Below are 18147 nucleotides of genomic sequence, written 5' to 3' on the forward strand. Positions count from 1 at the left end.
GGAATTGCGATACCAACTCTCAGAAAGCAAGAGACATGACAGATATCATCCGCAAACACACCAACGACCGCATGAGCCAGATGGTTATCCACGGCGATACGATTTATCTGGCAGGCCAGGTTGGCACGGCCGGCGCATCCGTGGCCCAACAGACGCAGGATTGTCTGGACAAGGTTGATGCCCTTCTGGCCGAAGCAGGCAGTGACAAAACACGACTGCTGCAAACCACGATCTGGATGGCCGATATGGCTGACTTTGCCGAGATGAACGCGGTTTGGGATGCTTGGGTTCCCGAAGGCTGTGCGCCTGCACGCGCAACAGGCGAAGCCAAGTTGGCCTTGCCCGAGTTTCTGGTCGAAGTCATCGTAATTGCGGCCAAAGCCTGATGTGATGCGCTAAGGGCTGCGGCACTCCGCGGCCCTTAGGACTTTAGATGTGCGCCATAGATCGGCACAGGCACTGCGATCCCCTTGAGCGCGACAGGCGGCAATGTTTCGATAGAGATCGCCGGATCTTCGCCCACAGCCTGTCGGGTGGCTTCTTCCAGCAAAACCTGTCCGGGTTCGGCTTTGCTGCAAAGACGGGCCGCAAGGTTCACTGTGGAACCAAGCACGGTATAATCCATGCGATCTCGCGCGCCCATCGCGCCCAATACCACCTCTCCCGACGCCATGCCGATACCGACCGCCAAAGCCGCGTTCGCTTGTCGGCTTTTCATGAAGGCCGCAAGGGCTTCGGCGATTTCGACCGCGCACCGCGTCGCGCGCAGTTCCTTGTCTTCGCCAGTGAACATCGCCATCAATTCGTCGCCGACAAATTTGTCGATGTCACCACCGTGCCGTTCCACGATTTCTGTCTGGACCTCGAAATACTGGTTCAGCACCAAAATAACCTCTTCCGGTGACACGGTTTCCGAAAACGCCGTATATCCCCGAATATCGCTGAACAGCATTGTCACCGCCCGACGTTCGCCCCCCCGCGACATGCTTTCGCCGTCTCTGGCCTGAATGGCGGTCATGGTTTCGTTGCTGACGAATTTCATCAGCTCAAGCCGTTCGCCCAACTGGCCTGCCATTTCGTTTATACGTTTGGACAGGTCGCCGATTTCGTCGCGAGCACGGACGTTTTCTACGCGTGCCGAGAATTCACCGCGTCCGACCTGTTCCGCGACACGTCCAATTTTGAGAATGGGCCCCGTCAAACCACGCGAAAAGATCAAAGCCGCCGCCGAGGCCGCCGCAAAGCCAAAAGCCCCCACAATGAGAATGCTGCGCATCATCTCGTAAATCACGGCATAGGCGTTCTTCTCGGACAGTTCGGTCACAACCGCCCAAGGAAACCAATCGGGAAAGGCATAAGCGCCGAGCATAACCGTACCATCAGGACGGACATAGCTTTCCAGTGCATCAGCCCGCGCGCCAGCCACGATCAGGGGCATTGCAGAAGACACGATGCTGCGTTCGGTCATCACTCTGGGTGTGTCCACCAGCGCGGAGCGTCCGGCATGATCGACAATGGTGATTTCGCCCCGTTGCCGGAAGGGATGGCTTTCAAAGGATTTGCGCAGCGCGGCAAGATCGATTTTGGCGACCAGTGTCAGCTGCCGACCTGCAATCCGGCTGTCCATGGGCAAAGCCAAGGTTGCCAGCCAATCGCCTGTTGCATCGATTTGCGAAATAAGAGGGCGGCCATATTGCCCTGTACTCTCGATGTTCGAGACCAGTTCGCCGGACGCGCGCAACACCTCCATCGGGTCCAGCCCGTTTTCGGCCAGCCGGTTGGCAAACGCCTGATCTGTCACCATCAAAGGAAAATCAGCGCCCTGAACACTCAGCTGCAATGCGACAACACCGGGAAGTTGCTCCATGCCTTGTGTCAAAAGGGACACCTTTTGGGTGACATCCAGTTCGGGATTGTCGACACCACTTCGGATCACCGAAAGCGGGGTCAGCCAGCGGCCCTCATAGAAGCCGTCGAATTCACCACGTATCTGGGCCGCGACGCCGGTCAGGTCTTCGTTTGCTGCGCTTTTCAGTTCATCCCGTGCGATACGCACAAGGTTTTCGCCCACCAGTGCCAAGGGAACGATGGCAACAAGAGCGGCAAACAGAAAGAACTTGAGCGTTAGTGGAAAACGCATGCTGCTCTACTCTCGTGATGTTGCAATGACAGTGGCTGTATCCTGCGCGACACCACAGGACAGACCCGTCGCATCCCGTGCTGTCACGGTTACGGTATAGCTGCCCGGTTCGGTATAGCGATGGCGCGCGATGGCGCCCTTCATGGCGGATTGATCTCCAAAGGTCCATTCAAGGCTCAGCCCCTGACCATCGGGGTCACTGGCAGAACTCGCATCAAAGCGCAGGACGTCATGGGCTGCACCAACAGGCGTGGTGAGGTCAGGACCGGCTTCGACCGTCGGGGGCGCGTTGACAAGAATACTTGCAACGTCTTCGCCGATCGCACAGGCGCTTCCGCTGTCATCTGTCACTCTTAGGGTCACGCCAACCGTGCCGCTTGTGTCAAAGACGCGTGCAACTTCTGGACCTTCCAGCGAAACGCCGTCCGAGAACTCCCAGATCCAAGAGGTGATCGTGCCGTCGGGATCGCTGGCCTGTGCCGAAAACAGGGTTTCCGCGCCCGGGCAAACAATCCTGTCCGCGCCCGCATCCGCCAGAGGCGTTGCATTCACACGGGCATATGTTTCTGCGCTGCGCCGCGAATTTGCCAACCCGCGCCCGTCATCCGCCGTAACGGTGACGGGATACAGGCCGGGTTCTGCAAAGTTGTGCGAGACTTGCGCGCCTTCAAGCGTCTGGCCGTCTCCGAAATTCCACATCACGTTGGTTCCGGAGGCGACCCCGATGGACCAGTCATGCGCCGTTGCCGGACAAATCGGCGGTGGCGTGGCCAGTCCGGCCAAGGGAACAGGGTTTACGGTGATGGTTCGTGTCATGGTTTGTTGGCTGTTGCCGGTTCCTGCATCGTCCGCGACAAGAAGCGTGACATCATAGGTGCCCGGAATGTCAAAGCGGTGCTGCGTTGTGACACCGTCAGATGTTATGCCATCGCCAAAGTCCCAATCAAACGCCATGATCGCGCCGTCTGCATCGCTGGACTGGCTGGCATCAAACGATACCAGCGCCCCGGCCGCAACCTGGTCAGGGACATCCACCACAGGGATGGGCGCGGCGTTCACGATGATCTTGTGGCGGCTGGCCAGATTTCCGCAATCCTGTTCGCCACCTTCAAGCGTGGTTTCGAGTTCGGCAAAATAGATCCCCGGTTCCGCAAAGGTGTGGGTGATGTTCTGGCCAGAGGCTGTGCCCCCGTCCGAGAAACGCCATGTATATCCTGTGGGATCACCCGTGCCGGCTTCGTTCCCTAATATTGCACCAAATTCAACCGGCTCGCCTGCTGGCGCCCGTGCGGGGGCGTTGATGCTTTGGGTTTTGGCCGGAAGAACCGTGACCTGCATCGTGTCGGTGTCAACGGGGCTACATTGTCCGTTTGCTTCGCCGGTGATGGTGAGCGTGACAGTTTGTTCACCGATCCGGTCAAAGGCTTTGACCGGCTGTGCGCCGCTGGCACGGCTGCCGTCGCCGAACGTCCATTCATATGCGTTGACCGAGCCATCCGCGTCCGTCGATCCCGTGCCGTCAAGCCGGACCTCTTGGTGGATGCACACGGTCATATCATCGCCAGCATTCGCAATCGGGCCTTCGTTGACGATGACGGCAATCCGATCAAGGTCAGTACCGCGTTGCGAGCCGCTTTCATCATTCACTTCAAGGGTGACCGCGTAGGTGCCGGGCATTTCGTATGTCTTGGACGGGTTCACGATATCCGCCGTTGATCCATCCCCGAAAGTCCAGCCAAAGGCGAGCAAATCGCCGTCTGCATCCGAAGACCCGGACGCGTCAAACAACACGGACTGCCCCGAACAGACTTCGCGGTTGCCGCCTGCATTGGCCATGGGGCGGGCGTTTATCGTGACCGTGGTTGCATCCACGTCGCCTGCGTTGACCAGCCCGGTGCCGTCATTCACCCAGAGCGTCACGGGATAGCGGCCTGCCTTGGGGAAAATATGCGTGACTTCGCGACCGAAAACGGCCTCTGACCCGTCGCCAAAGTCCCATTTGTAGATCAGGTTGTCCCCGTCGGCGTCGGTCGACCCGCTTCCGTCAAACGTGATCTGAAGCTGGTCCGTGTCAATCTCGGGACCGGCATCCGCGACAGGGCCATGGTTCACATGGATTGTCACCTCGTCGAACGCGGTGGCATTGGCCACGCCGCTGTCATCCTGAACGGTCAGACGGGCGCTATAGATGCCGGACGTGGGCCACGCCCGATCGATCACGGCCCCTTCAAGAGCATGGCTTAGATCGTCAAATTCCCAGCGATACAGGCTAATGCGGCCATCCGCATCATACGAGCGCCGCGCGTCGAACCGAATGGTCTCGTCCGGTGCAATCAGACGGTCTGCGCCTGCGACTGCGGTTGGCTGGGCGTTGACCGTGATAAACACTTCAGAGTCGTCATCCGCCGCGCCGCCCCGGAAATCATCCATGACCCGCAAACCGATGCGGTGCACGCCGGGCGTGTCGAGGGTGCGCGACAATCGTTTGCCGCTGTCCTCGCTTCCGTCTGAAAACGTCCAGTCATAGCGCGCGATCCGGCCATCAGGATCAATCGATGCGCCCGCGTCCAGAAGGAACTCTTCTCCTGGGGCAACCGTCAATGATGGGCCTGCATCCGCGATCGGGCTTGCGTTGACGGTGACTTGCATCACATCGCGGTGCGAGCTTTGCGGCGCGCCACTGTCATCGGTAACGGTTAGGGCGACCTCATAGACGCCCGGATGGCGATAGCTGTGAACCGGTGTGGGGCCTTGTCCCGTGCGTCCATCGCCGTAATCCCAGAAATAGGACAGGATTTTGCCGTCGATATCGCGTGACACGGTGCCGTCAAACTGAACATCGGACACGGTAACAAACTGATCCGGTCCGGCTTCGGCCACTGGACGGGTGTTGACCACAACAGGAAGTGTGATCGACTGAATTGCGCTGGCTGTGGCAGAATTGTCCATGACGGTCAGCGTGACATCGTACACGCCAGGGCTGGCCCATGCGTATTCGACCATGTCACCTTCGCCCATCGCGCCATCCCCGAAGTCCCAGAGATAGCTGATGATTGCCCCATCCTCATCCAGAGAGCCGGTGCCATCCAAAGACACGGCTTCGCCCACGGCCACAGGTTCGTCCGGAACAATCGCGGCTGGAACCGGGGGGGCATTGACGCGGATTGTGACGCTGTCAGTGGTTGTCTGGTTTGCAACACCACTGTCATCGGTCACAGACAGGGTTGCCGTGAAAACACCCGAAGACTCAAACGCGTGGGTTATATTGGGGCCTTCGATTGTGGTGCCGTCGCCCATGTCCCAAACATAGCTTTTGATGGCACCATCCACGTCATAACTTGCGCGCCCGTTCAGCTGGACCGGAGAGCCGATAATTGAGGTCTGGTCTGATCCTGCCTCGGCGACAGGCGGGGCGTTGACGGTGACCATACGTGTGGCAAGGCCAAAGTTGCAGGGATGATCGCTGTCATCGGTCACGCGCAACAAGGCGCGGTAAATACCGGGCGTGCCATAGGCCTTTTCCAATTGCGCCAACGGTGCGGTTTCCCCGTCACCAAAGGTCCAGAGATATCCGGTAATCGGGGAATCCGACGGGACAGAGGCGCTTCCGTCAAAGGGGATCAGTTCTCCGGGGGCTACTGTCAGAGCTTGCCCTGCGTTGGCGCGCGGGGCGACGCGCAAATGCACAGGAATAAAGCCCTCTGCACCACGCGCGGCCCGTGTGCCGGGTTCAAGAACCCGCAAACGCGCGGTTGGGCGGCCCGGCGCACCGTAACTGTAGACGATGACGGGTTCATCTGATGTGCTGCCGTCGCCAAAGTCCCATTGATAGGCAAGTCTCGGGTCTCCTCCGGCAGTGCTGGCGTCAAACGCAACCGAGGCGCAATCTGCGAGAGCGCGGGCGCGGGGAATTGCTTCGGGGCGTTCCGGTTCCGTGACAGGGCGGGGCGGGATCAAAAATGGCAAGGCGTTCCCGTCCGGATCAAAAGCGGACAGCGTTACGTCGTTCGGTGTTTCGAACCCGCCACGCAATGTGACGGCCAAAAGGTCTTCGTCTGTTTCCACCTCTTGCGAGGCCCATGTGTTTTGCCCTGATGCCCCAAGCTGTATGTCGGAATACATCTGGTTCAGGCGCAGATCGGCCGCGGCACCATCAAAGTTCTGAAGGGTCAGTGGCGTTTTATCTTTGTTCAACAGTTCAATGCGCGTTCCCACGGGGCCACCCGGCCAGCGGATGGTGGGTTGATAGGCGATCATCTTGAGCCCGTCGGGGGCCTTGTGGCGATCCCGTGCAAGGCTGATATCCACGTTAAAGCCGTTCCCGTCATTGCCACGAGCCCCAAGCACATCCAGACGGAACCACGCCCGATCCCCGATCACCTCACCTTGTCGGGCACGCACGGCCCCGAGCGAGACCCAGGTTTCGTTGGTTTTGGCGTCGGCAGCAAAACTCACTTCTTTGAGTTGCTTGCCGGGTCCCTTTGACAAAAGGTCTTTTGTGTCTGGCACCGAAGGTCTTGCCCCGTCGGTCACGGCCACCGGCATTGACATGCCGGTCATGGCCTCGGCGCCGCCATAGATGCGAAAAACCGTTTCCGTGTCGTTGTGACCACCGTACCGGAAATCATGGGCGCCGCTCATTTCGGGGTCAAAAATACGGACATAGATGCGATCCCGCAGATCTTTGGGAACGCTAAAGAAAATCTCTTCGCGGTGGTCGATATCGCCTTCGCGGGTCGGGGCCTGCTTTCCATAGACGACAAGCAATCCGTCATTGGGCGGTGCGGCCATATTTTGGGCAGACAGCGGCGCGGACAACGCCAGCACTGAACAAAGCCCAAATGTCATGCGGCGCGCATGCCGTAGAGAAAGTCTTGCTGTCATTACCAGATTGCCTCGTTTCCTGCGTAATCCTGAAGGATCAGTTCTACCAGTTCGATGTCGCCTGCCTCGGCTGGCAGGGTTGCACGACAAACGCCGGCGGCGCTGTCGCATCGCAGATACCCCTCACGTTCGGCATCACCTATCATAAGGATAAACTGCGCCGCCTGCCGCAGCCCCGAAATATCGGTGGCTTCAACGGCGATTTCGATCGGGCCGCTGTCGCCTTTGGGACGCTCAAGGGACACGTCGAGGATCTCGGGCGGGTCGAGATCCAGCACGGTTTCGATGGCCAAAAGGCCGATGTTTCCTGCCGCGTCCAACGCGCGCAATTCAAAATTGTTGCGCCCCGAAACCAGCGCGACATCCAGAACAAACCCTCCGTCGATCATGTTGACGGGCACGCCATCCAGCGTGAGCGAAACCGCGTCCTGAATGCTGCCTGACAGTTCGAGAACATCCTCGAAAGAGGACCGCGGCGGTGGCGTGTCCAGCACGATGACCGGCGCAATTTCATCTCGCAGGACAGAGAATGTGGTTTTGCCCAGTTCCTTGCCTGCATCAGACAGGATCTGAAGATGATAGGTTTCCTCGGTTCCTGTAGCAGGCACAGAGAGACCGATCTGGCCTCCGCCTGTCACAGTTGTTCTTGCGATCTCTTCACCGCTGAGCGTTCTGACAATGACATCGCGTCCGGCGTCCGCGGTTGTGCGGGCGGCAATCGTCATTTCCGCGTTTCGCGAGACCAGCACATCTCCGGCGCGGGGCATCGTTGCATCCAGGGTGATCGTCGCCTGTTCACCCGGACGATAGATAACCGTGTGGGATTTGCTGCTAACGTTGCCCGCTGCATCCACAGCTTCCAGCAAAAGCGTGTTTGTGCCGGGAACAAGCATCACGGCCTCAAGAAAACTGCCGTCATCGCCAACGGTGATGTCCTTGCCATTCAACAGCAGGAAAGCGTCTTTTTCCGAGGCCCCCAACACTTCGATTTCGGGTGTTTCAACGGTGATGTTGTCGGTTGGTGCAAACAGGGCAAGGAAAGGAGGCGTGTTGTCTATGCGCAGTTCAAATTCGCCGGTTTCGCTCCATTTGCCGGGCAGGCCCAGTTTGTCCAGCGCGGCAACCCGCCAGTAATAGGGGCCGGGGTCAAGGTTCTCGACGCGAAAAGCGGTTTCGGCAATGCCCCATTGCGAATTGATCATATGGTTGAAACCCCGATCCGCCGCCAGCTCGAGCCAGTATCCGGCAGCGCCGTCATGTGCGCGCCATCCAAGGGGGACATTGGTTCCATAAACTTTGGTGTTACCAACCGGGGCCGTGAGATAGGGACGATCCAGTGCCTCGGTTTTCACGGCCTTACCATCAGGTGTGATAACCACGCCTTCGTCCCGCCCGAGGCTCACATTGTTTGCACCTGCCTGAATATCCAGCGAGGCGACATCAAAATTCACAAAGCGCGCATTCTGGGTGTCGTTCTTGATCCAGAAGTCATTGGATTCTGTTGTTGTCTTGATGCCCGGTACATCGATTTCAAAACTGTCCTGATCAGACAGTTGGTTCAGAAGAGCATAAAAATCGCCGCTGGCAAGGCTGACTTTGGTCACCTCTTTGCCAGTAAGCGGGTCCGAGCGCATGCGCTGGATGGTGGCGTTTGAATTCGGGTTAAGCCGAAGGCGGCTCAGGTCGCGAAACGTGACCTGTGTGGTGGAATTGGACAGGGTGCGAAGACGCTCGAATTCTACCAGAATATCGCGCAGGTCCCGATCCGTCCAAGCCGCTTCGGCGGGGTCACGACCTTCGACTTGTCCATGAATGTCCGTGATCAATGCTTCTGCAGAGCGGTCTCGTTGTTTGACTGCAATATCAAAGGCTTCTTTGGCGTGTTCGGTGGCTTCGCCCGCAAACAAGACAACATCGCGCCATTCGCCTTCGCCGCGGTGGTGGATAGCGGTTTCGCGGCTTTCGAGGGCCGAGCCGATTTCATCTGGTGCAAACAGGCGCGCGCCTTGGGCCGTTGCTTTCTGGATCGCGGACAAGGACGCCAGCAAGGCGTCGTCTGCCAGAGCCACTTGTCGTACCGGCATCTGAATCAGCATTCCGGGAGATAAATCCGCCGGAGACGCAACCTGATTGAGCTTTAAAACCGTTGGCCAAAGGTCCGGATCATTCAAATGCTCAGCCACGAAATCGCGCAATGTTTCATTGCCGGAAAAAGCGATGACTTCATAAGGAGCTTCGAAAGGATCGGTCTCGGCGAGTGTAGCTGTGGCGCTGCCTCCGATCATAATCGGAAGCACCAATCGCATCAGCCCATAGGCCGTGCGCAAAGTGGTCGCGCTCTTCCAAGGGCGAAACATGCCCAACTCCCTAAAATCAATTATCAATAAAAGATCGATGTCTCCGGCATATGCTGGTGTAAAAAACCTATTTTTTCAAGTTTTTTCGATATTCTACTGTTCATCCCTGAAGAAGGGCAGGTTGGGCCACTTTTCGGACAACGTCTGAAACCTGCAAAAGCCGATCTGTCATCGGCGTGCTGCGTCGCCAGACCATGCCAACTTTTCTCATGGGCTGAGGAGCCGCGAAATGCGCCACTGAAACCGACGCCGACCGTGTTTCAACCGGAACGGCGATTTCAGGGATAAGGGTCACGCCGATCCCGGCACCGACCATTTGCACCAAAGTTGTCAGTGAACTTCCATCAAGGCTCTCGCGTGGCAGGGCAGATTGAATGTTGCAAAACGACAGGGCCTGATCGCGAAAACAATGCCCTTCTTCGAGCAGCAACAGGCGCATTTCGCGCAGGCTGCGACTGTCAGGAACCGGTTTGTCGTCGTCTTCGGCAGGGCGGACAAGCACAAACGCCTCATCAAACAATTCAACCTCTACAAATGCCGGTTCGGATACGGGCAGGGCCAGAATAGCGGCATCCAACCGCCCCTCAGACAGCTCTCGGATCAACTTTGACGTTTGAGTTTCGCGCAGTTGCAAGTCCATGCGTGGGTATTCATGGGTGAGATGCCCGATCAGTTTCGGCAAGAGATAGGGCGCAATTGTCGGAATGATCCCAAGGCGCAACCGTCCTGCAAGGTCTTGCTGGCTTGATCGGGCGAAATCACCCAAATCATCGACCGAGCGCAAAATATCTCGGACACGTTCGGCAATTTCTTCACCAAAGGCCGTCAGGCGCACTTGTCGTGCGCTGCGTTCAAACAGGGGAACACCCAGGTTTTCCTCCATTTCCTTGATCTGCACCGACAAGGCTGGCTGCGAAATCGAACAGGACTCGGCTGCACGTCCGAAATGGCCCAACCGCGAAAGGGCGTCAAAATAACGAAGCTGGCGTAGGGTGAGATTTGTCATAGGTAAAAATTATCATAGCAATCGGAAAATGCAATTTTTTATTATTGAAAACCTTTGTTAACATCAATTCAACGACGCTTCATAAAAGATTCTCTTATTTAGGTAGAGTTGTCAGAAGCCGCGCGTTCGAAAATAGCCAATATAGCGATCTAGGGAGAGCAAAATGGACGGAAACAATATCGGAAAATGCCCAGTGATGCATGGTGCGACCAATGTCAGCATGCGATCAAACAGCGACTGGTGGCCTAACCAACTCAATCTGAGGATTCTGCATCAGAACTCCTCTAAATCCGATCCTATGGGCACAGATTTCAACTATGCCGACGAATTCAAAAAGCTCGACCTGAAAGCGCTGAAAGAAGATCTCTATGCGCTGATGACCGACAGCCAGGACTGGTGGCCTGCTGACTATGGCCACTATGGCGGGTTCTTCATCCGCATGGCGTGGCACAGTGCTGGCACATATCGCACCGCAGATGGTCGCGGTGGCGGCGGCACAGGACAACAGCGTTTTGCGCCATTGAATTCGTGGCCGGACAACGGCAACCTTGATAAAGCGCGTCGTTTGCTTTGGCCGATCAAACAGAAATACGGCAACAAGATTTCATGGGCTGACCTGATGATCCTCGCAGGGAACTGCGCGATTGAATCGATGGGCGGCACCACATTCGGCTTTGCCGGTGGGCGCGCCGACGTCTGGGAGCCGGAAGAGGATGTCTATTGGGGCGCTGAAACCGAGTGGCTCGAAGAAAGCGGCGGCGCAAACAGCCGTTACTCTGGCGAGCGTGATCTCGAAAACCCTTTGGCTGCGGTTCAGATGGGGCTGATCTATGTGAACCCGGAAGGTCCCGACGGACAGCCCGACATTCTGGCCTCTGGGCGTGACATTCGCGATACATTTGCGCGCATGGCAATGAACGACGAAGAGACCGTTGCGCTGGTTGCGGGTGGTCACACTTTCGGCAAGGCGCACGGGGCAGGGGATCCTGCGCTGGTCGGCCCCGAGCCGGAAGCCGCCGGTATCGAAGAAATGGGCCTTGGCTGGATCAATGCGCTGGGCACAGGTCACGGTGGTGACACAACCACCTCTGGTATCGAAGGTGCATGGACCGCCAACCCGACCCAGTGGGACAACGGTTATTTCGACCTGCTGTTCGGCTATGATTGGAACCTGACCAAATCGCCTGCAGGCGCTTGGATCTGGGAACCCGTCGGCGTGGACGAAGATCACATGGCCCCTGCCGCACACGATGCGAGCCAGAAGGTTAAAACCATGATGACCACCGCCGACATGGCGATGCGCATGGATCCGATCTATGGGCCGATCTCACGCCGCTTCCATGAGAACCCGGAAGAGTTTGCAGACGCTTTTGCACGCGCCTGGTTCAAGCTGACACACCGCGATATGGGACCCCGGTCGCTGTATCTGGGTGAAGAAGCCCCTGCTGAAGAACTGTTGTGGCAGGACAACGTACCAGCAGTGGATCACGCACTGGTGGATGATGCGGACATTGCGGACCTGAAGGCACGCCTTGCTGCGTCCGGCCTGACCACCGCCGAAATGGTTTCGACCGCTTGGGCGTCGGCATCGACATTCCGTGGCTCGGACAAGCGTGGCGGTGCCAATGGTGCCCGTATTCGTCTTGAACCTGCGCGCGGTTGGGCTGCAAACCAACCCGAGCAACTGGCCCGTGTACTGGGTGTGCTCGAAGGCATTCAGGCCGATTTCAACGGCGCGGCGTCTGGCGGCAAGAAAATCTCAATGGCGGATCTGATCGTTCTGGCAGGCAGCGCAGGGATCGAACAAGCCGCCAAAGCGGGTGGACATGATATTGCGGTTCCGTTCACTGCGGGACGTACTGATGCCAGCCAAGAGCAAACCGATGCAGACAGCTATGGTGTTCTTGAGCCCGAAGCAGACGGGTTCCGCAACTATCAGCGCACGGCCTTTACCATCTCGCCAGAAGAGCTGTTGGTCGACAAAGCACAGCTGTTGACCCTTACGGCCCCTGAAATGACAGCGTTGGTTGGTGGTCTGCGGGTTCTGGACACGAACCATGGCGGAACGGCACATGGGGTTTTCACGGATCGTGCAGGTACGCTTAGCAATGATTTCTTCGTCAACATCACGGATATGGGCGTTGTTTGGTCCGCGTCCGAAACAGAGGGTGTCTATGAGGGCAAAGATCGCGCAAGCGGGGCGGTCAAATGGACCGGAACCCGTGTTGATCTGGTTTTCGGTTCAAACTCGCAACTGCGCGCTATCGCAGAGGTCTATGCTCAGGATGATGCGAAAGAAAAGTTCGTCAGTGATTTTGTCGCTGCATGGGTCAAGGTCATGGAAGCCGACCGTTTTGATCTGAACTAAGTGCTTTCAAAAGATGAATTGGGGCGCGGCCATTGCTGGTCGCGCCCCGTTTCGTTTCTCTTATCTGTGTCAAAGCCCAGAGCCGGATCAATCGCTGTTTTTCAAAAGCAGACCGGCCACATAACGTGCCTCTTCCCGCGCATGGGCGGCATTTAGCGGGGCGGTAGATTGCGCGGCTTCCAACCAGACCCCGTCCATATAGCATTGCAATGCTTCGCGCAGGGCTTCTCGACGTTCGTGAGGAACCAGGGATCGCAATTCCGCGCGAAAATGGCTGGTGACGCGCGCACGGTTGATTCGATGCAGCCGCGCGAGCGAGTCGGTGTAGGGCGCGCTGGCCCAGAACTGCATCCAGAAGTTACAGTGCGCGACGGTATAAAACCGGTCATCAAAGTTTGCATCCAGCACAGCAATAAGGCGATCGCGTGGAGTTTGCGCAGTTGCGTATCGCTCGAGCATCGCGGTCTTCAGCAGGTTGAGAAGGCGCAGCATCGTCGCCTCCATCAGGTTTTCCTTGGTGCCGAAATAGTAGTTGATGCTCGCCGCGGTCGTACCGACCTCTTGGGCGATTTCCGTCATAGTGACAGCAGCATAGCCCCGTTTATGCACCGCGGTGATTGTCGCGGTGATCAGTTCGTCATGCCGAATATCTCGAATTCTTTGCCTGCCCATGAAGAGCATTCTCGCAAGCCCTACGCGCACTCGCAACAGGTTTTGTGCCGCATTCTTCGTGTAAAAACTTGAATGATCATTTAAAAAACTATTTTGGCATTTAGATAAATCCTGCTAGGGTCCCATTCCATCATAAACATGGGGCCAAAAGGTCCCAGAATGAGGGACATTTTAATGCTCACAACGATCCTTTCAGTGGGGATACTGCTGGCCTTTGCGCTGATTGCGTTTTGCCTGATCAAGTGGTGGGGCGTGCGCAACGTCGGCGTCACACCCGTTCACCTTTTCACGTTCATTGCGATCTTGTTCACTTCGGGTCTGGATGTGGGGCTCATCATGTTCCCCCTGACCGAATTTCCGGTCTATGCCGATACTGCAGCGGCCCCCGAATACGGGTTTGCCAACCCGCTTGCGATCGAGTTCGGGTTCTGGGGCTTTTTGATCTGGGGCTTCTATTTCCTGACCGCGTTCTATTTCTGTGTGATCGAACCGCGCGTCGGTTTCTTTGAAATTCCTGTTGTGAAGCTGATCAACAACATCGTCATTTTGGGCACCTGTGCGTTTACCGGTTACCTGTTCCTGACGTATCTGCCGTTTTATGCGACAGGGATCATCGGTGACGGTGAAACGCTAAGCTGGCACTTTTACGCCATTGTGTTTCTTACAATTGCTTTGGCAACGTACAGCTCGACGGATATCAAATATGTCCGCGTTCTGTCCTTGGCGTCGACCTGGCTGTTCTTTGCGTTGATCGCGGGAATGTGGGCCGCCGCCGCCATGGGCTTTGACGGGTTGCTGGGCACTATGGGTCTTGTTGGGGAATACTTCACCAACATCGACAAGTTTGTTCTGCCCATCAATGACTATCACCAGTTTTATCTGTTCTGGTGGTTCGCCTGGTCGATCATGATTGGCCAGTTTACCTCGCGTTTTGTGGGCGGGCTGAAAACATGGCAGGTGCTTCTGGCGCTTCTGATTTTCCCGTCGATCCCGTTGTTGGTCTGGTTCTCTGTGTTGCACTACTACTGGGCAAACGAATTGGCGACCGGAGGCCTTATTGCGATATCGATGCTGGTGGTTGGCGTAACCTTCGTCATCAACTCGCTCGACTCCTTGATCCGCCTTTATACCGACAACCTGAACCTGACCTCAGAACGTCTTGGTAAACCGGTTTATCTGCTTCTGAATATTCTGGCCTTGTTTGGACTGGTCATCCTGTTCAAGTCGGGCTGGATGCAGATCGAATGGATCGGGTCGATCGTGATTGGCATCTACTTTGCCTGCGTCTTCTACATCGCGTTCTTCAAACGCAAAGAAGTCATGGCCATCACGTCTTCACCCGAAGATCGTAACCTCGATTTCCACAAAATCGAAACGACCCACTAAGCCAAAACGGGTCCGGCACTGGTCGGGCCCGTCTTATTCGTTTGGACCTTTTATCGATCAACCCAAGGCCGGAATTTGCGGCCGCAGCGGACGGAGCCTGAAAATGGAAACGCAACCGAAAGCCAGCCATTTTATCAATGGCACATATGTCGAAGATACCAACGGCACGCCGATTCCTGTGATCTATCCTGCGACGGGAGAGGTCATTGCAACCGTTTACGCGGCAACGCCAGAGGTGCTGGACCAAGCCGTTTCTGCTGCTCAGGCCGCACAAGAAGCATGGGGCGCGATGACGGGCACCGAACGCGGCCGCATCCTGCGCCGTGCCGCAGACCTGATGCGCGAGCGTAATCATGAACTGTCGGTTCTTGAGACCTATGACACTGGAAAACCCTTGCAGGAAACGCTGGTGGCGGATGCAACGTCTGGCGCGGATGCGCTGGAATATTTCGGTGGTCTGGCGGCGACCCTGACCGGCGAACATATCCCGCTGGGTGAGGATTGGGTCTATACCGTGCGCGAACCTTTGGGCGTCTGCGTCGGCATCGGCGCGTGGAACTATCCAACCCAAATCGCCTGCTGGAAGGGCGCGCCAGCGCTGGCCTGTGGCAACGCCATGATCTTCAAACCCTCCGAAACCACGCCGCTTTGCGCGCTGAAAGTTGCGGAAATCCTTGTCGAGGCAGGCTTGCCTGCGGGTCTTTACAATGTGGTGCAGGGCATGGGCGAAGTGGGTGGTGCGCTTGTCACCGATCCGCGCGTCGACAAAGTGTCGCTGACGGGGTCTGTTCCAACAGGTAAAAAGGTGTATGCGGCTGCCGCATCCGGCATGAAACATGTCACCATGGAACTGGGCGGCAAATCACCTTTGGTGATTTTTGACGATGCTGATCTCGACAACGCCGTTGGCGGTGCGATCAATGGTAATTTCTATTCCTCGGGTCAGGTCTGTTCGAACGGCACCCGCGTGTTTGTCCAGAAGGGTATCAAGGAAGCTTTCCTGAAACGGCTGGCCGAGCGTCTCGAAAATGCCGTGCTGGGCGATCCTTTGAACGAAGACACCAACTTTGGCCCGATGGTTTCGGAACGCCAGATGGAAATCGTCAAAAGCTATATCGCAAAGGGCAACGAAGAAGGCGCGCGCCTTGTTGCGGGTGGCGGGCAGCTGGACAAGGATGGATTTTGGCTCGAGCCGACCGTGTTTGCCGATGTGACCGATGATATGACCATCGCCCGCGAAGAGATCTTTGGGCCGGTCATGGCGGTTCTGGATTTCGAAGACGAGGCCGAAGTCATCGCACGTGCCAATGATACCGAATATGGCCTGTCTGCCGGTGTCTTTACCAATGACATCAGCCGCGCCCACCGCGTGATTGGCAAGCTGCAAGCAGGCAGCTGTTTTATCAACTCGTACAATGACGCACCCGTGGAAGCGCCCTTTGGCGGGGTAAAGGCGTCCGGTGTTGGCCGCGAAAACTCAAAAGAAGCCATCCAGCATTATAGCCAGGTGAAATCCGTCTATGTGCGCATGGGTGATGTAGAGGCGGCGTTCTAAGCACGCTTTTGAACAAGACCAACCCGTCGCTTTGCTCAAGAAAGGGCGGGCTTGAGGAGAAGAAAATGCAAGCGGATTACGTAATCGTAGGAGCAGGGTCAGCAGGCTGCGCAATCGCCTATCGCCTGTCAGAAGCCGGTGAAAAGGTCCTTGTGATCGAACATGGGGGCACGGATGCCGGCCCGTTGATCCAGATGCCTGCCGCTCTGAGCTATCCCATGAATATGGGGCTATACGATTGGGGGTATAAAACCCTTCCCGAACCACATCTGGGGGGGCGGTCACTGGTCACCCCGCGCGGCAAGGTGGTCGGTGGATCAAGTTCGATCAACGGCATGGTCTATGTACGCGGCCACGCCGGAGACTATGACCATTGGGAAGAAAGCGGTGCAACCGGCTGGGGCTATGCCGATGTGCTGCCCTATTTCAAACGCATGGAAAGCTGGCACGATTGTGATCAGGGAGGTGATCCGGATTGGCGTGGCAAGGACGGCCCGCTGCATATCACGCGCGGGCCCCGCGATAACCCGCTGCATGATGCCTTTGTCGAATCCGGACGTCAGGCCGGATACCCCGTGACCTCAGACTATAACGGTGAACAACAAGAGGGCTTTGGCCCGATGGAGATGACCGTTTGGAAAGGGGTGCGCTGGTCAGCGGCAAACGCCTATCTCAAGCCCGCCCTGAAGCGGGACAATTGCGAGATGATCCGCGGCCTTGCGCGCAAGGTTGTGATCGAAAACGGTCGCGCAGTCGGGGTTGAAATCGAACGGGGCGGCAAAGTCGAAGTGATCCGCGCCGAAAAAGAGGTAATCCTGTCTGCGTCGTCTTTGAATTCGCCCAAGTTGTTGCTGCTCTCGGGCATTGGCCCTGCACAGGATCTGGCCAAGCACGGCATTGACGTGGTGGCAGATCGCCCCGGTGTGGGCAAAAACCTGCAGGATCACCTCGAGCTGTACCTGCAAGTGGCCAGCAAGCAACCGATCACCCTTTACAAATACTGGAACCTGATCGGCAAAGGCATGATCGGGGCCCAGTGGTTGTTCACGAAAAAGGGGCTTGGTGCCTCGAACCAGTTTGAAAGCGCCGCCTTCATCAGATCGAAAGAGGGTGTCAAATATCCCGACATCCAGTACCACTTCCTGCCGATTGCCGTGCGTTATGACGGTCAGGCCGCCGCAGAGGGGCATGGTTTTCAGGCCCACGTCGGCCCAATGCGCAGCCCGTCGCGCGGAGAGGTCACACTGGCCAGCAGCGATCCCAAAGACGCGCCGAACATCCTGTTCAACTATATGGCGCACGAGGAAGATTGGGAGGATTTCCGTAAATGCATACGCCTCACACGCGAAATATTTGCGCAAGAGGCGTTCAAACCGTTTGTGAAGCATGAGATCCAGCCCGGCGATGCGGTGCAGTCCGACGAGGAACTGAATGCCTTTATCAAAGAGCATGCCGAAAGCGCCTATCACCCCTGTGGCACCTGTATGATGGGCGCCAAGGATGATCCCATGGCCGTTGTCGATCCCGAATGCAGGGTCATCGGTGTGGACGGCTTGCGTGTTGCGGACAGTTCCATTTTCCCGCGGATTACCAACGGAAACCTGAATGGTCCGTCCATCATGACCGGGGAAAAAGCCGCTGATCATATCTTGGGGAAAACCATGTTGCCGCCTGCAAATGACGTGCCATGGTTCAATCCGGATTGGAAAACCAGCCAACGCTAAAAAAGGTGACTCAATCGTCTGTTTTTTGATCCCTGTCAAAGTCTCTGGTCCCCGA

10 protein-coding genes are annotated in these 18147 nt (G+C 56.9%); 5 read left to right on the forward strand and 5 right to left on the reverse strand.

From position 1 onward, the window contains the following. Positions 1 to 35 precede the first annotated feature (35 nt). Positions 36 to 386, forward strand: coding sequence for a RidA family protein (locus PH7735_RS04915; RefSeq protein WP_058310172.1), 351 nt, complete (start codon positions 36 to 38; stop codon positions 384 to 386). A 35-nt stretch (positions 387 to 421) separates the two neighbouring features. On the opposite strand, the gene PH7735_RS04920 is transcribed toward PH7735_RS04915, so the two are convergent. The 4 genes from PH7735_RS04920 to PH7735_RS04935 form a co-directional block, all read right to left on the reverse strand. Beyond that, the gene (locus tag PH7735_RS04920; protein WP_058310173.1) at positions 422 to 2140 is read right to left on the reverse strand and encodes an adenylate/guanylate cyclase domain-containing protein; all 1719 of its coding nucleotides are present in this window, start codon (positions 2138 to 2140) and stop codon (positions 422 to 424) included. A gap of 6 nt (positions 2141 to 2146) precedes the next feature. After that, positions 2147 to 7024: a PKD domain-containing protein gene (locus tag PH7735_RS04925; RefSeq protein ID WP_058310174.1), complete on the reverse strand. Its 4878-nt coding sequence runs from the start codon at positions 7022 to 7024 to the stop codon at positions 2147 to 2149. Continuing rightward, the gene (locus tag PH7735_RS04930; protein WP_145865262.1) at positions 7024 to 9381 is read right to left on the reverse strand and encodes a FecR domain-containing protein; all 2358 of its coding nucleotides are present in this window, start codon (positions 9379 to 9381) and stop codon (positions 7024 to 7026) included. Before PH7735_RS04930 ends, PH7735_RS04925 begins: the two co-directional genes overlap by 1 nt. A 100-nt stretch (positions 9382 to 9481) precedes the next feature. Beyond that, entirely contained in the window at positions 9482 to 10387 is a 906-nt protein-coding gene (locus tag PH7735_RS04935; RefSeq protein WP_058310176.1) for a LysR substrate-binding domain-containing protein, read from the reverse strand. A gap of 163 nt (positions 10388 to 10550) precedes the next feature. Between PH7735_RS04935 and katG the strand changes: the two genes are divergently transcribed. Further along, positions 10551 to 12755 (forward strand): catalase/peroxidase HPI, encoded by a 2205-nt coding sequence (gene katG / locus PH7735_RS04940; RefSeq protein ID WP_058310177.1) that lies wholly within the window; start codon positions 10551 to 10553, stop codon positions 12753 to 12755. Between the two features lie 87 nt (positions 12756 to 12842). Here katG and betI read toward each other — a convergent pair whose 3' ends face one another. Continuing rightward, on the reverse strand, positions 12843 to 13427 hold the full coding sequence (betI, locus tag PH7735_RS04945) for a choline-binding transcriptional repressor BetI (protein ID WP_058310178.1): 585 nt from the start codon (positions 13425 to 13427) through the stop codon (positions 12843 to 12845). A 174-nt stretch (positions 13428 to 13601) separates the two neighbouring features. On the opposite strand from betI, the gene PH7735_RS04950 reads away from it, so the two are divergent. The 3 genes from PH7735_RS04950 (at position 13602) to betA (ending at position 18092) form a co-directional block, all read left to right on the forward strand. Continuing rightward, a complete protein-coding gene (locus PH7735_RS04950) occupies positions 13602 to 14813 on the forward strand; it encodes a BCCT family transporter (protein ID WP_058310179.1) in 1212 nt (403 codons plus the stop codon). 103 nt (positions 14814 to 14916) lie between these two features. Further along, positions 14917 to 16368 carry a betaine-aldehyde dehydrogenase gene (betB, locus tag PH7735_RS04955; protein ID WP_058310180.1) on the forward strand — a complete coding sequence of 484 codons (1452 nt, stop codon included), beginning with the start codon at positions 14917 to 14919 and terminating at the stop codon, positions 16366 to 16368. 65 nt (positions 16369 to 16433) lie between these two features. Next, positions 16434 to 18092, forward strand: coding sequence for a choline dehydrogenase (betA, locus tag PH7735_RS04960; protein WP_058310181.1), 1659 nt, complete (start codon positions 16434 to 16436; stop codon positions 18090 to 18092). Positions 18093 to 18147: the final 55 nt, after the last annotated feature.

It is taken from the genome of Shimia thalassica (assembly GCF_001458215.1).
GTDB classification, from domain to species: domain Bacteria; phylum Pseudomonadota; class Alphaproteobacteria; order Rhodobacterales; family Rhodobacteraceae; genus Shimia; species Shimia thalassica.